Origin of the sequence: Geminocystis sp. M7585_C2015_104, from assembly GCA_015295805.1 — a bacterium.
Taxonomy (GTDB): Bacteria; Cyanobacteriota; Cyanobacteriia; order Cyanobacteriales; family Cyanobacteriaceae; genus DVEF01.
Genome location: DVEF01000072.1, coordinates 1 through 14446, shown reverse-complemented (window position 1 = coordinate 14446; position 14446 = coordinate 1). Strand labels below are relative to the sequence as shown.

The following is a 14446-nucleotide window of genomic DNA, read 5'->3' as shown; positions in this document are numbered from 1 at the left end:
GCACCCAGCAGCGGGGATGTCACTGGTGCCATCAATACTGCTAAAGGAAACAGGGGAGGAGATGTTACCATTAACGCCTCTGGGGATATAGTAGTAGACGGGGTAATTACCGCCAGTAACCCCACTCCCACTACTATTGTGCCCCAGGGAGGCAATGTCTCTATCCAAAGTAGTAGTGGCAACCTGGTGTTAGGCCCTATAGGCACAGTAGGCGTAACCCAGTCGGGGAGAATTAGTTTAAGGGGGCAAAATATAGCAGTAGGGACTATAGTAACAGAAATTAACCAAGGAGGCCAAATCCTGGGAAGAGGCGGCGGAATAGACATCTCTGCCAACAATGCCCTGGTAGTAGGTAATATATTGGGAGAATCCCTAACGGCAACAGGTAATCTTCTCCTCACCAACCTGGGGGTATTACAACAACCCCTCCCCGGCAATGTCCCTCCCGAGTATCAGCCGTTTTTAACTACTTCCAGAATTATCACCAGTGGCAGTCAGCAGTATAATGGCCAACTTTTCCTAAACGATAATACCATCATCAATGGCAGCAATATCAGGATAGGGGCGGTAGACTCTTTTGACTTAAACTTGCCTGGGGCAATAAGTCAACTAACCCCCCCACAAGTGGTTACCAGTATCCTCAACTCTATAGCCAACAGGGGAAATGCTAATGCCTCCAGTCTAACACTCAATGCCACCAGAGGTCTAAACCTAGAAGGAGAAATAGGTAGTGTAGCTGGTTTGGCTAACCTCACTGTCTCCTCCCCCGCCACCAGTGTTAATGCCCCCCTTATCCGCACTACCGGTGACCAAATTTATAATACTCCCCTGCTGCTGGGAGGTGATGTAACCCTCACCAGCAACTCTTTCATCCGACTACTACGAGACGTAACTGGTGTAGGGAATTTAACCCTCAATTCTGATAGTGTATTCGTGGGGGGGAAAGTTGACATAGGCAGTCTATCTGTCACAGCTAGTAACTTTTTTGTAAGAACGGATAATATTGAGACCTCAGGAAGTCAGCAGATAGATAGCATTATAAGCCTGCAAAACAGTGTTAATTTCAAGGCTGGGGGTGTATTCTCAGCCAGAAACATTGCCGGCAGTGGCACAAGTATAAACATCAACGCCAATACCATTAGTGTCGGGGATATTGCTACTGGTGGAGGGAATATAAATCTCAATGCCAGGGGCACTAATACCATCACTGCTGGTAATATCATTAGTGGTGGAGGGAATATAAATCTTACTAGTAGTGGGGACATTCAGGTAGGTAGTGTATCTAGCAGGGGTAATGCTAGAAGCGGAAACATTCAAATTTCAACTCCAGGCAATCTCCAAGTGACTGGGTTTAGTAGTCGGGGGGTAAGTGTGGATGCTGGCGAAGGGGGTAGTGTGACTATTGACTTATTCCCTGGGGGGTTGGGATTATCTTCCCGTCTACCCTTTACTGTGGGCAACCCTGCTAGAAACGGCACTGCCGGCATTATCACTAATACAAACTTCTTCATCCCCCCCGGTGATTACTTCTTCACCACCGAGATTGGTAACCTACGTCTTCTACTGTTGAACACCCCCATTAACCTAAACACCACTATACTGCCTCCAGAGACAATCACCCCCCCACCTGCCGCCGCCTCACCACCCGTTATTCCCATTGCCACCGTTGCCGAGGCTGTGAAGATTCTAACTGCCATCGAAGAGGAAGCCGCCGAAAAACCCGCACTTGTCTACGTCTCCTTCTCCCCCAAAGGTTACCAGCCAAGGGATATAGAGGAGGAGTTTGTCCGTCGCGAAGCCCTCAACACTCAAGAATACAGTCGTATAGGAGTAAATAAGGTAGACTTGGCACCCACTGTCAACTTCCAACGCCGTGATGATGATTTACTGGACTTGGTTATTATCACCAGTCGCGGCGAACCTGTAAGGGTTGTAGTACCAGTAACTAGGAAGGAAGTAGTAGAAGCCGCCAACAAGCTATGGGAAACTGCCCAATTGGTAGACAGTGACGAGTATAAAACCTATGCCAGTCAATTATACCAGTGGTTGATTGTCCCTATAGAGGGAAAACTAAAGGAAAGACAAATCTCTAATCTTCTCTTCTTCCTACCGGCAGAAATCCGTTTTCTCCCCGTGGCGGCACTATATGATTCTCAAAATCAACAATTTCTGGTAGAAAAATATAGTAGTGGTCTAGCACCCAGTCTCAACCTCAATGACAACCGCTATCGCCCCATCAAAGATGCTAATCTTCTCGCCATGGGTGCGTCTCAGTTTGCCCAACCCGACGTTTCCCCACTGCCGGCTGTAAGGGTAGAAATACCTACGATTAAGGAAATATGGGAGGGCAAGAAAACAGAAGAATATCAACGGTATCTTGACCAAAACTTCACCTTAGATAATATTAAGCGCAATTTGACCGAAAAACCCCATCAAATCGTCCACCTGGGCACTCATGGCAAATTTGCGGGGAGAGAGGAAGCCTATATTCAACTTTATGATTCCCGTTTGGGGTTAAGACAAATTGAGGTATTGCCTTTAAACAAGCCCCTAGTAGAATTGATGGTGTTAAGCGCCTGTGAAACCGCCTTTGGTGACGAAATCGCTGAGTTAGGGTTTGCAGGCTTAGCCGTTAAAGCCGGCGTGAAAAGTGCCATTGGCAGCGTCTGGGAGGTAAGCGACACTGGCACCCTAGCCTTGATGACAGAATTCTACACCCAGCTTAAACAACAGACTACTAAAGCAGAGGCCCTCCGTCAAGCCCAATTAGCCCTGCTGAAGGGCAAAGTGCGTAAATCAGAAGATGGGAAGAAGATTATCACCCCCCAATTACAAATATCCCTTGAAGGGTTACCAGAAGGGGCACTTATTCCCGAAGACTTGTCTCACCCCTTCTATTGGGCCCCCTTTACCATGATTGGCAATCCTTGGTAAATCCTAATCCTCCTTTTTTCTCGTAACAAAATCTCTCTTTCATACTATAATTTCCCTAGGATTTTGAAACGGGTGTTTTCCATGAAAAAAAAATTTAAAATACGCACTATTTATGCCTTTTGCTATGGCCTATTTACTTCTCTGTTATTCCCCAATAATGCCTTGGCCAATGATAATTTTTTTGATAAACCTCAGGAAATCATAGGACAAAATTTTGGGATAAACAATATAGAAGTCAGAGGGAATAGCATTTTCCAAACAGAGATAGAATCCCTGATTTCTGAGTATAAAAACAGAAATGTTAGTAAAACGGAATTGGAAGAAATAGCTAGCAAAATAACCCAACTATACCTAAACGAAGGCTATATAACCACTAGGGCAGTATTGGAGGAGATTCGGGGAAACACGGCAATAATCCAAGTATATGAAGGGGAAATAGAAGCTATAGAAATACAAGGAGGGGGGCGTCTGGAAAACTACGTGAGGGAAAGAGTATCCCTAGGCACCACGTCCCCCTTCAATTCTGGTAAACTAGAAGACCAATTAAGACTATTAAAAGCTGATCCCCTCATCGAAAAAATACAGGCAACCCTGAAACCCGGTAGTAGGGAGAGAGGCAGCATCCTGGAAGTAAAAGTAACCCCCTCCCCACCCCTGTTTGGCAATATAGGCATCAACAACAACTCCCCCCCCAGTGTGGGAGATGTGGAGGTGAATTTTGGACTGGGTTATCGCAACCCCTTGGGCTTGGGGGATACCCTCTCTATTTCCTATCAACCCCGTGTGGAAGACTGGACAGGCACCTACAGCGTTGAGCTCAATTATAGCGTGCCAGTAAACCCCATGGACGGTAGAATCAACGCCCGGGTGTCCATACAGGAAAACAAAATTGTAGAAGGCCCCTTTAAACCCCTTGACATCCGTGGCGAAACCCAGTACTATGAGATAAACTTCCGTCAGCCCGTCCTCCGCACCCCCCGGGAGGAATTAGCCCTCTCCCTCGGGTTGGGCTACCGTCACGGGCAAACCTTTACCTTCTTCGGCCCTACCCCCTTCGGCATCGGACCCGATAAAGACGGCATTAGCGAAACTAGTGTTCTCACCTTTGGCCAAGAATACGTATTACGAGAGAAAACGGGCGCCTGGGGCTTACGCTCCCAAATCCGCGTGGGGACAGGAATATTCGGTGCTACAAAAGCCGTAATCCCGGGAGCTCCCGATGGCTTTTTTGTGGCTTGGTTGGGACAAGTCCAACGAATACAAGTCCTATCCCCCGATAATATTTTGATAATTCAAGGAGATGTACAAATAGCCTTCGATCCTCTTCTAACCTCGGAACAATTTGTGATTGGCGGGGGGGATTCGGTGAGGGGTTATCGTCAGAATGTGAGGACAGGCGATAATGGTTTTCGTTTTCTCATCGAAGACAGAATAACCCTCGCCCGTAACGAAAATTTGGAGCCCGCTTTCCAGCTAGCGCCCTTTTTTAATATGGGTTCGGTTTGGAATGTGCGCGGTAATCCTAACATACTACCAGACCAAAGATTCATCGCAGCCTTGGGGTTAGGGATGATTTGGCAGCCTACACGCAATTTGAACTTAAGACTGGACATTGCCCCACCTCTTATTGATTTAAAGGATCGTGGGAACAATATTCAAGACGACGGCTTCCACTTTAGTGTCAACTACAGTTTTTAAAACCCCCGGCATAAACCCTGCAGTTTATAACTATAAGCCTAAAGAAATTCAGAGCCAGGAGAGATAAACATGAAAAACTATCGACTTTCGACTCTTGTATTTTCTTTGATTCCCCTTGTACTGATGGCAAGCAATGGGGAAGCCACCGCACAATCCCCTCGTAACAGGTATAGCTGTATTCTGCACGAGAATAAACCCACTACTGTCGTCGATACCCCCAGAGGCAGGATTGCCCTTATTGTATGGCAAAGTGACTATTTTAGAAGTTCTGGTTGGACCCCTCAAAAAAGATGTTATGAGGTTACAAGAAGGTTTCAGAAATTCTCCGATGAGGGGAAATTGCGTTACATCACCACTGGCACAATCAACAACCAGCCGGCAATTTGTGTAGGGGAGAGGAAACCAGGTGGGTTTGAGTGTTTACCGGATGGCTTGCTTATCACCCTAGAAAGGGGAGATAACCCCAAGGAGGTTTTGCAGAATCTGTTTTTGGCTGCCAATCCTGTGGGTGGGAGGAGTCTAGTGCGTGGTTCCAGTGTATTCTTAGACATAGAAGACTATCTAAAAAAGGCCCCTGTGATTCCCACTGCCGCTACCCCTATACCCCCCCGACCATCAGACACCTCCACACCCGCTAATCCTGATTGTCCCTCCTTATTCTGTCCACAATAATATCTCATCAGGGTGACTACGACAACTGCCAGACAGTGATTTTCCCCTCTGGCAACACGCTTGCTAGTAGATTTCCCTCCCTGTTAATAGCTACTAGGCTTCCCATATCCTCTGGGAAGTGGAGGCCATATATTTCTTGTTCAGTCTCTGCTGATATAATGCTCACTTTATTCTCCTGAAATATGAGGGCGACTTGTTTTTTTTCCTCGTCGCAGCTGATGTTTCTGACGGCGGATTTGGCGTCCAATTTCAGGGTTTTTTCTTCAGTATTATTCTCCAGATTCCACACCTTAATAAATTTATCACCCCCCCCACTGTACAAAAATCTTCCATCCCCACTGAATGCCAGACTATTAACTACCAGTTTATGCCCGGAAAAAGTGGCAATTTCTTCTCCCGTTTCCCGACGCCAAAGTTTTATAAATTTGTCTGCGCCACTGCTGGCCAAGAATGCGCCATCCGGGCTAAAAGCCAGGGCATTTATGGTAGACTTATGTCCTGTTAGACTATGAATTTCTTCCCCTGTTTCCAAATCCCAAATCTTCACCAATTTGTCCCCACCACTGCTGGCCAAAAATTTGCCATCTCTGCTAAAAGCAAGGGCGTTTAAACCTATTTTATGGGCGGTAAAACTGGCGATTTTCTCTTTGTTGGCAAGACTCCATAATGTCACTTCTGTAGTCTTACCAACAATGCCTATTAACTGAGATTTTCCTCCAAAAACTACTGTTTGGATCTCCGACATTTCGGTTTCTAGTGTTACCAATTCTTGGAAGGAAAACAGATTCCAAATACTTCTCCCTGTGGTAATGTTTATTTCAGGGATATCCCCCATTTTTATCCGAATGGTAGAGGCTTTTGTTTCCTCCACCTTGGGGGTAGTAGCCTTTCTGTTGGGGGATTCCTTGGTTTCTTCTGACGGGGTGGAAGAAGTGGCTTGGAAAGTTGTTGTGGAGGGGGGGGGAGTCTCTACTGAAAAAGGGGTAACCTGGGAAGTCTTCTCGGGTGATTCCCTTTCCACCCCTGTTGGCGGGGAAGCTGATGTGGCTTGTTTTAGTGGAAAAGTGGTTTCTTTTGTCTTTTCCTCTTTTTCCCCTTCTGGAGGCAACTCCACTAATACGGTGGGGTTTAGGTATTCTATTTCAAACACAAATTCGGGGCCCTTTGGTCCCAACATGATTATATCCCCTTTTTTTAGTGGCCGGGGGGATGTGATTTTTTCGCCATTGACAAAAGTGCCATTCCGACTATTTTTGTCACTGATTTGCCATCCTGATTCTGAATTCAATTCTATCTGGGCATGATAACGGGAAACGGTGATAAACTCTTCGGCATTTAAAACCACTTGACAGTCGGGCGCCCTCCCAATTATATTAACCCTTTCCGTAGAAAGAAGATACTTATTGTCTTGGGAGGAAGATACTGGTCTTAAATAAGCATAAATACCCTCATACATGGTCCAAAATCTTTATTCCCCTTACGGCCATTATATTTCAAATTCTTCGGAAAAACATTAAGTTTTATTTATTCTGGACAAAGAGGGCCAGGACATAGCATAATGACGTCATCCTGTTTTTTATTTTGATTTTTACAGGTTTTAGCCAAATTCAGTGCTTCCTTTTTCCAGCTACTACTTTCCGGTATTTGGGCTAGTTTCTCTTCAAGCTTTGGCGAATACCCCTGTTGATGGCAAAGGTTTTTAGCTTCTGATAGTATTTGTTCTGACCATTCATCAATGCGTTGTTTTGCCCTCTCGTAGTCGGCGGATTCTTCATCAATAGTCAGGGCTATTTTAATGGCTTCTCCTAATTGGTTTTTGTCGGCTTTTTCCTGTGCAAAACCTAACAAACATCTTCCCAGAAATTGTTTCCTTAAGGTTTCTGCAACTGGTAGGGAATCTACTTTTTCCGAATTCAGCAAAACTCTACACTCTTCAAACTCTCTCTTATCATAAAGCCGGTTTATCTCTTCTATTATTGACTCTACTTTTTTCTGGTATAGATAGTTGCTGATGAAGGAGATGATAACAACTGTAATAAGGGAAAAGAAACCAAACAATAGCAGCTTTTTGCCACCATCTGCCGGAAAAATACGAGTGGTGGGGAATTGATTTTTAGCGACGGATTTCCCCCCATCAGGGGATACAAGAGCATTAGGTTGGGGATTATATTCTTCTACAGTAGCCTCTTGGGGTGATAGTATAACAGTGGCAGGAATGTCTACACCTGGTTTCGTTGGTGGGATTGTTTGGCTTGTTGGCAATTCCACCAACTGAGTGTCTGAGATTGTTATGGGAGAAGTTGATGGCGTTTCCCCCTCTTTTTCGTCAAAATCAATTAACTCCGTGGGGGTATATCCTGGTGGCGGGTTGTCGAAATTACTATTACCAGAATTGCCATTACCAAAATTACTATGGATGTCTGCTAAAACATCTTCTACCCTCTGGTAACGGCTTTTGACAGGAGCAAGACAACGATTTAAAATGGAAACAAAGGGAGGACTATAGTCACCTAATTTTTCCCATTGTAATTTCCCCTCCTCATGGTATTCTGCATCCAGTATATTCCTCCCAGTCACCAGGGAAATAATTACCATTGCCAAGGCGTAAATGTCACTGGCAAAACAGGATTTGCCCCTAATTGTCTCCGGGGGAATGTACAATTTATCTTCCAGGGTAACAGTAGCCAATAAGCCGGATTTTTCCGCGGATGTTTTCCCGTAATTACTAAACAATAGATTCCCCGTCTTGGCATCAACTATAATGTGTTGGGGTTTGACAAGGGAATGGATGATGCCATGGGCGTGAAGAGATGCTAAACTCTCTAGTAGGTATTTGAAACCCCTGATGGCTTCTTCTTCTCCCCAGAGTTGATTTTTGTTTATTCTTTGTCGTAAACTCTCTCCTTCTATAACCTCGTAAACTATCACAATGCCATTGTCGGTATTTCTGGTTTGAAATATCCTCAAAAACCTGTTATTATGGCCCTGTTGCCTGTCTATAGAAACAAGCAAATCAACCTTCTTTTGGATAGCCTCTATCTCCTCTTGATGGCGACTGGCAAATTCAACCTCATCCACCAGATACTTCTTGTGGTTGCCTATTTTTCTTGTCAGATAAAACCTCTCGCCGTCAAAGTATTCCAATAACTCCAAAACTTCATATTCCCCGGCAACAACAGGATGATTATTCCCCATATGTGTTAAAACCCATTCTGACTACCTACTATTGTGTGCCAAACCATTTTTGATAAATACGCTCATATGTGCCGTCTTCTTGTATAGTTAACAATGCCTGATTGACTAACTCTCGGTATGGACTACCCTGTCTAAAGACAATACCATAACTCTGTCTAGCAAAAACATTACCCACCACCCCAACTTTGCCCCTACCTCTGGTTATAGCATAATAACGGAGAACAGGTGCATCATAAACTACCGCCCTCACTTTCTCCTCCTCTAAGGCAGTATAAGCCTCGTCAATACTGTTAAACAGTAACAAATTGACCTTTTGAGATTTCAAGTAATCAGCAGCAAAAGTATTGGCTACTGTACCTATCAGTTTATCACCAAGGTCCCCTACACTGCTAATGTTACTACTCAACTGTTGTACAGTCAAAATCGAAGTAATAGAAGCCGTAAAATAAGAAATCAACAAAACACTACTAAACATCCAAATGGTGGCTACAATCCTTCCTGGGATGCTTTTAGGCGTTTTATCCCCATAACCCACAGTAAGTAAAGTAACTACTGCCCACCAAATAGATTCTATAATCCCTCTATTGTAATCCCTAGGGAACATCTCTGCATTTTCCTCCTTTTCTAGCCACCATACAATGTTGGCTGCCATAAAGACACATACAAACACAACGGCGGTAGTAGTCCACAATAGAGGGGAGAAAATAAAAGAAACAAAACCTTCTAGTGGAAAAAATCCCTTCTTTGAAACCAAAATCTGTAATCCTGATTCAAAATAGGGGTAGGAAAAATCCACCCTTTTATCCCTTTCGGCAGTAATAGTAACCCCTGCTATAGCCACATCCGCTATCCCCCTCTCTACCGCCTCCAGTAAATCATCCACTGTCTTTTCCCCATAAATCTCCCACTCCCAATTCAACTGTTTAGCCACCGCCTCCCACAACTCAATACTAAAACCCGTATACTTTCCCTTCTCCTCAAATACTAACGGTGGGAATACTTTTGTCGCCACTATTACTTTTTTAGTTCCCCCCTCCTGCGCCAAAATGGCATTATTCCCCCACCATACTCCCAGTAGTAGACTTCCTATTCCCAATGCCCCCAACAGTCTACAGACGAATGGCATAAACTATTCTCCCCCTTTCTACACCTAATTGTAGAGAAAAATCAACCAAATGTTACAGTATTATTAAATTTTCTCCCTCTCAATTTTTAACAGAGGTACAATGGACTATTATGGCTCAAGAGTTCCTCCCGGCAATAATACTTTAAAGAGACTAAAAACATAACCCCTGCATAATTAAAGGGGTGATGTATCTATTGGTACGCCAAAGGGAGAATAGTACAATGGGAAGTTCATTCCGTTAAAGTCGAGGCGGTAACCTCTGAATAAAATAATAGGGGGAATTTATGGCTACAGCGGAAATAAATGCTCTAATCGAACAAGTGGATGAAAGGGCTCAGGCCTTAATAAATGAAGGAGAAAAGGCCTTTGAGGAAGTGGAGAAAATAGTCCAAAAAGCGACAGATATTGCCGAAAAATTGTCCCAGGTTGGCGAGGAATCGAAAGCCAAATGGGAAGCAATTATTGCCGAAATTGAAGAAGCAGAATCTAACTTGGAAAATGAATTGGAAAATGCTCGCGAGGTGATGGAGGAATTTGACAACAAAATCAGTGACATTGGTGACAGTATTAGCCAAGCAGTGGAGGAATTTCAGCAGAGGCTGGAAGAGTTAATTCAGAAGAAACAAGAAATAGCCCAAGAAATTCAAAACCACACTGAAGCGAGCCAATCAAAGTTTGAGGAATACCACCAAAAAATAGAGGATTTTGGGGAGGAAATCGAGAATAAACAGGGAAATACCCAAAGCAAAATTGATGAGTTAAATAACAAGGTGGACGAGGCAAAAGAGAGTTTCCAAAACAAAACAGAAGATTTATTACAACGAATGGAGGAATTGGCAGAGGAGTTAAACAATAGAATAGAATCCCTCCAAAATGAGTTTGAGAATATCCAACAACAAGCATCACAACAAGCAGAATCAGTGGTAGACAACCTCTCCTCTAAAACCACGGATTTGGCGAGCAGTTTGGCTACTAAATTCGCCGAAGAATTGTTAGGGGAAATAACCGGAAATAGTGAAGGGTTAAAGGAAGCTATGGGATTTCTCCAAGAAGCAGGAGAAGAGGCAGGCGAGTTGTTAGACAGTGACATTGGGAAAATAATAGATAAGGTAGATGAAATTACCGGTTTGATTGATGAAATTAAACCGGTGCTTGACATGATTCAAGATGTTTTAGGCTAAAAAAGATAACTCAATAAGGAGGTATGAATCATGGCTGAAACTAAAGTGATGGAACAAAATATAGACGAGTCGATAGAGAAGTTAGAAGAATTATTAAAGGCCCTGGATTTGGCCAACAATCAAATGGCAGATTTTACCCAACAATTGGAGTCCACTAATGAGTCTTTGAGTCGGTGTGAAGAGGAGGTAATAAACATACTAGAAAACGCTAACAGCGATTTTGAAAGTGCCAGGGAAGAGTTTGAAGAAAATGCCAGTGAAACTATGCAGGGTTTAAACTCCTTCCAGTCAACCCTAAACCAGTTTCAACAGAAAATAGAAGAAATACAAAAGTCTCTGGCAGACAAAAAACAAGAGGTGGAAACAGAAATAGACAACCAACAACAAACCCTGGAAAACACCTTCTCGGAATTGGGGGAAACTTTTAACAATCTGTTGGAGTCGGTAGACAATCTGACTAGTCAACTACAAGAAACAAACAACACCGTCACGGAATTCTTCAACAACCTCATAGACGACATCAACGGCTTGCAAGATAATCTTAGCCACAGCCAGGAAGAAACTGAAGGGAAATGGGAAGAGGTTACTACTAATGTGGGGGAAACCCTGAGAAACTCCCTAGAATCGGTTTTGAGTGAGTTTAGTAATAATCTTACCAGCGAACAACTCACAGAAATCACCAGTCAGCTAGAGGAATTAACTAACAGCTTTGAAGACTTACTCTCCTCCTTCAGCGATGAAAATTTCAGTCTAGCTGACGAACTACAAACGCGTCTACAGGAAATATTTGATAAAACAATAGAGTATGCAGGGGAGACTCTCAAAGATGAATTGAAAGAAGCCTTTGAAAACGCCATGGAAGACGCCGTAGCCTCCCTGGCATCCCAAATGGTAGAAAGTTTCACCGTTACTACAGTAGGTACTTCAGTAACTGGTGCTATCAGTCCACTTCTACCAGGTATTGTAGCAGCTAAGGCAGCCCTGGCCGCCATCAACTCCATCCTCGATGCCTTTAGTTTTTAGTAGTTGGAGTTTATTTAGTTTATAGGAGGAAAATATGAGTGAGTTAAGTGAAAGTCTCAATCTGTTATCTCAGTTAATCACCCAATTCCCGGAAAGACTGGAAAGCCTTATAACCCTCGCCGAGGAGGTAGAAGCCGAAGCCGATGAGTTGGTTGCCACTGTGGAGGAAAAACAATCACAAGTGGCAGAAATCATGACTCAGATAAGAGACAACCTCACCACCATGAAAGAGGAAATTAACAGTCTCCAGGAGGAAATCAATACGGAGGTGAATAATTTTGAAAGCGACGTCAATGACTTTAATGCCTTCCTCCAAGAAACACAACAACTTTTAATTGCCGGCATTACAGAGGCAGTGGAGAAAATGAATGAATTTAAGACTAACATCGAAGAAGGCAAAACCAACACGGAAGAAATAGAAGATACTGCCCAAAATGCCCTTGCCGACGCCCAAAATGCCTTAAAAGCCAGTAAGGAGGAGTTGGCTAATGCCATGTCTTCCGTCATCTCTGCCATGGAAACCCTCCAGGAAAAACTAGAAAACGCTAGCCGCAACCTAGAAGAGGAAATGGATAACTTCAGTCAACAGGTTAATCAACACCAACAAACCATAAGCAACGACATCCAAACCATGGCGGAGGAATTCACCAATATCAGTGACTCCTTCAGGGATGTATTATCCTCCACCACCTCTGCCATGTCTGGCGGCATTAATGGTTTAATGGATAAAGCTCAAAGTGAAATTGAGCAACAGTTGCAACAGTTGATATCCTCGGCTGTAGGAAAGGTAACAGAATCTATTGAAGAAATGGTGCAAAAAATTACCAACGCCGAGGAGGAAACTGGCAGTGTCACTGAGGTTATCAAAGACTTGATAGAGGAATTGGAAGGCTTCATCAACCCCATTGAAGAAGGCATCGAAGGCGTGAAATCCGCCGCCGAGAAAATGGGTGTAGACTTTGGTTGATTTGTTTTTTCTAATTCTCTAAATAAAACAGAAAACAGAAAAATAGCAGAGGAGGTTTAACCTATGGCTACAGACTTAGAACAGAGTATAGCCCAAACAGTATCTCAATTACAAGAATTGTTAAATCGCGCTGACGTTGCCGAGGCAAATCTCACCCAAGCCAGAGAAAAACTGGCCGCCGTCAGTCAACAATTCGAGGAAAATTGGGAAACTCTCTCAAACCGCGCGCAAGCCTTATTAGATAAGGTTTCCGCCGCCAGGCAGGAATTGGATTCCCAAAAGATGAGTCTCAAACACGGACTAGTCAATCTCCAAAGTGACGTAGAATCCCTTAAACAGGAGGCTAGTCACCATGTGGAGGAAGTCAAAAATGAAATAAACTCCCTCAAACAAGACAACGAAGATAAGTCTTCCCAATTAGAGGAAGTCTTTAACACCATCAAACAGGCTTTGGAATCCTTTAAATCCAAAGTGGAAGACATCAAACAGGATTTGGATGAGACTTTTAACCGGCAACAGGAAAAACTGGAAAACGACTTCCAAAATGCTATCACCAACAACCAACAACAAATAGAAGACAAAACCGAAGAAACTCAACAAAAAATCGCCCAAGACGCCCTTTCCCAACTAGACAGTCTTGTTTCCCAGTTTAGCAGTAAAATCCAAGAATTGACAGAACAGCTGCGTAATTCAGCAGAACAACAAGCAGAACACACTCAAGAAGAGGCTACCTCTACCCTAGACGAGTTTACCGGCGAAGTTAGTAACCTCTTTGACGACTTAACCTCCACCGCAAGGGATATTGAAAACGCCTTGACTACCCTCAGCGACGCCGTTACCAACCTCGGTAATACCGTTGACACCACCACCGACACCCTCGTTACCGCAATGGATACTACAAACATAGGACTAAAAAGCGCCATTGGCATCTTTGAAGAAGTCACCAAGTTGCTAAGCCGAGTTGGTATTTAGTTTTCCCATCCCCCCTGGATTGGAGGCAGTCACCATGAATACCCTCAACCAACTCATCGACGAATTGATTTCCAGAGTTGAGGCTTTGGGTAACCAAACTAACCTCTCCCTCAATTCCTTTTCTACTGTGAAAAAATCCATTCAACAACTTAGGGGGAGTATTAATCAACTCAACGAAAATACCGCTAATACAACTAATCAATTGGCCCAAAGAATTTTACGTTTAGCCGGCAAACTAAGAGAGGAAAAAAATAATCATGTTAACAGCATCACTCAGCTAAAAAATGCAGTTATATTCTTAGAGGAGAATACAGAAAAAATTATAGCCTCCTATCAAGAAAAAAGTGAGTATTTCAGACAACATCTGGAGGAGACAGAGAAAAAAATAGAAGAAGGGGGGGATGACTTGGCCCACTCTATCACTTCTTGGGTTGAGAAAATTCAAGACATTCAACAGGAGTTAGAGGAGTTTAGGAAAACAATAGAAACCCAGGTTAAAACCACCAGACAGACGGGAGAAACTTGGGAGAAAGCGACAAAGGCTACTCACCCCTTTCTAAAGGAGAAACTAGAAGCATTTGAAGTGGGTTGGCAAAACAGTGAAAGACTATTGAGGGAAAAAATAAAAACCCTTAGGGTAACCCTTAATAACAAACATAAACAGTTAAGAGAGATAGT

Annotated in this window: 11 protein-coding genes; 8 read left to right on the top strand and 3 right to left on the bottom strand. The window is 43.6% G+C overall.

Going from position 1 to position 14446, the window contains the following annotated elements; all coding sequences use genetic code 11:
- The 3 genes from IGQ44_08710 to IGQ44_08700 all read left to right on the top strand — a co-directional run.
- Positions 1–2934, top strand: a 2934-nt coding sequence (locus IGQ44_08710; GenBank protein ID HIK38057.1) for a CHAT domain-containing protein, incomplete at its 5' end; no start/stop codon positions are given.
- An 81-nt stretch (positions 2935–3015) separates the two neighbouring features.
- Entirely contained in the window at positions 3016–4632 is a 1617-nt protein-coding gene (locus tag IGQ44_08705; GenBank protein HIK38056.1) for a ShlB/FhaC/HecB family hemolysin secretion/activation protein, read from the top strand.
- A 69-nt stretch (positions 4633–4701) separates the two neighbouring features.
- Positions 4702–5304, top strand: coding sequence for a hypothetical protein (locus tag IGQ44_08700; protein ID HIK38055.1), 603 nt, complete (start codon positions 4702–4704; stop codon positions 5302–5304).
- 16 nt (positions 5305–5320) lie between these two features.
- Here IGQ44_08700 and IGQ44_08695 read toward each other — a convergent pair whose 3' ends face one another.
- The 3 genes from IGQ44_08695 to IGQ44_08685 form a co-directional block, all read right to left on the bottom strand.
- A complete protein-coding gene (locus tag IGQ44_08695; protein HIK38054.1) occupies positions 5321–6760 on the bottom strand; it encodes an FHA domain-containing protein in 1440 nt (479 codons plus the stop codon).
- Between the two features lie 68 nt (positions 6761–6828).
- Positions 6829–8499 (bottom strand): hypothetical protein, encoded by a 1671-nt coding sequence (locus tag IGQ44_08690; GenBank protein ID HIK38053.1) that lies wholly within the window; start codon positions 8497–8499, stop codon positions 6829–6831.
- A gap of 28 nt (positions 8500–8527) precedes the next feature.
- Entirely contained in the window at positions 8528–9625 is a 1098-nt protein-coding gene (locus IGQ44_08685; protein ID HIK38052.1) for a transporter substrate-binding domain-containing protein, read from the bottom strand.
- Positions 9626–9909: 284 nt separating this feature from the next.
- On the opposite strand from IGQ44_08685, the gene IGQ44_08680 reads away from it, so the two are divergent.
- From IGQ44_08680 to IGQ44_08660, 5 genes are all read left to right on the top strand, one after another.
- Complete coding sequence (locus tag IGQ44_08680; GenBank protein ID HIK38051.1) at positions 9910–10806, top strand: hypothetical protein; 897 nt, start codon at positions 9910–9912, stop codon at positions 10804–10806.
- Between the two features lie 30 nt (positions 10807–10836).
- Positions 10837–11829: a hypothetical protein gene (locus tag IGQ44_08675; GenBank protein ID HIK38050.1), complete on the top strand. Its 993-nt coding sequence runs from the start codon at positions 10837–10839 to the stop codon at positions 11827–11829.
- A gap of 34 nt (positions 11830–11863) precedes the next feature.
- Positions 11864–12796 carry a hypothetical protein gene (locus tag IGQ44_08670; GenBank protein ID HIK38049.1) on the top strand — a complete coding sequence of 311 codons (933 nt, stop codon included), beginning with the start codon at positions 11864–11866 and terminating at the stop codon, positions 12794–12796.
- Positions 12797–12859: 63 nt separating this feature from the next.
- Positions 12860–13768 (top strand): ATP-binding protein, encoded by a 909-nt coding sequence (locus IGQ44_08665; protein HIK38048.1) that lies wholly within the window; start codon positions 12860–12862, stop codon positions 13766–13768.
- Positions 13769–13802: 34 nt separating this feature from the next.
- Positions 13803–14446 (top strand): hypothetical protein (locus IGQ44_08660; protein HIK38047.1); only part of this gene is annotated, 644 nt, incomplete at its 3' end.

What these genes read in the sequence shown, in the direction of transcription:
- IGQ44_08705 (HIK38056.1), top strand. Translation starts at nt 3,016, where the DNA reads ATGAAAAAAAAATTTAAAATACGCACTATTTATGCCTTTTGCTATGGC.
- IGQ44_08700 (HIK38055.1), top strand. Translation starts at nt 4,702, where the DNA reads ATGAAAAACTATCGACTTTCGACTCTTGTATTTTCTTTGATTCCCCTT.
- IGQ44_08695 (HIK38054.1), bottom strand. Translation starts at nt 6,760, where the DNA reads ATGTATGAGGGTATTTATGCTTATTTAAGACCAGTATCTTCCTCCCAA.
- IGQ44_08690 (HIK38053.1), bottom strand. Translation starts at nt 8,499, where the DNA reads ATGGGGAATAATCATCCTGTTGTTGCCGGGGAATATGAAGTTTTGGAG.
- IGQ44_08685 (HIK38052.1), bottom strand. Translation starts at nt 9,625, where the DNA reads ATGCCATTCGTCTGTAGACTGTTGGGGGCATTGGGAATAGGAAGTCTA.
- IGQ44_08680 (HIK38051.1), top strand. Translation starts at nt 9,910, where the DNA reads ATGGCTACAGCGGAAATAAATGCTCTAATCGAACAAGTGGATGAAAGG.
- IGQ44_08675 (HIK38050.1), top strand. Translation starts at nt 10,837, where the DNA reads ATGGCTGAAACTAAAGTGATGGAACAAAATATAGACGAGTCGATAGAG.
- IGQ44_08670 (HIK38049.1), top strand. Translation starts at nt 11,864, where the DNA reads ATGAGTGAGTTAAGTGAAAGTCTCAATCTGTTATCTCAGTTAATCACC.
- IGQ44_08665 (HIK38048.1), top strand. Translation starts at nt 12,860, where the DNA reads ATGGCTACAGACTTAGAACAGAGTATAGCCCAAACAGTATCTCAATTA.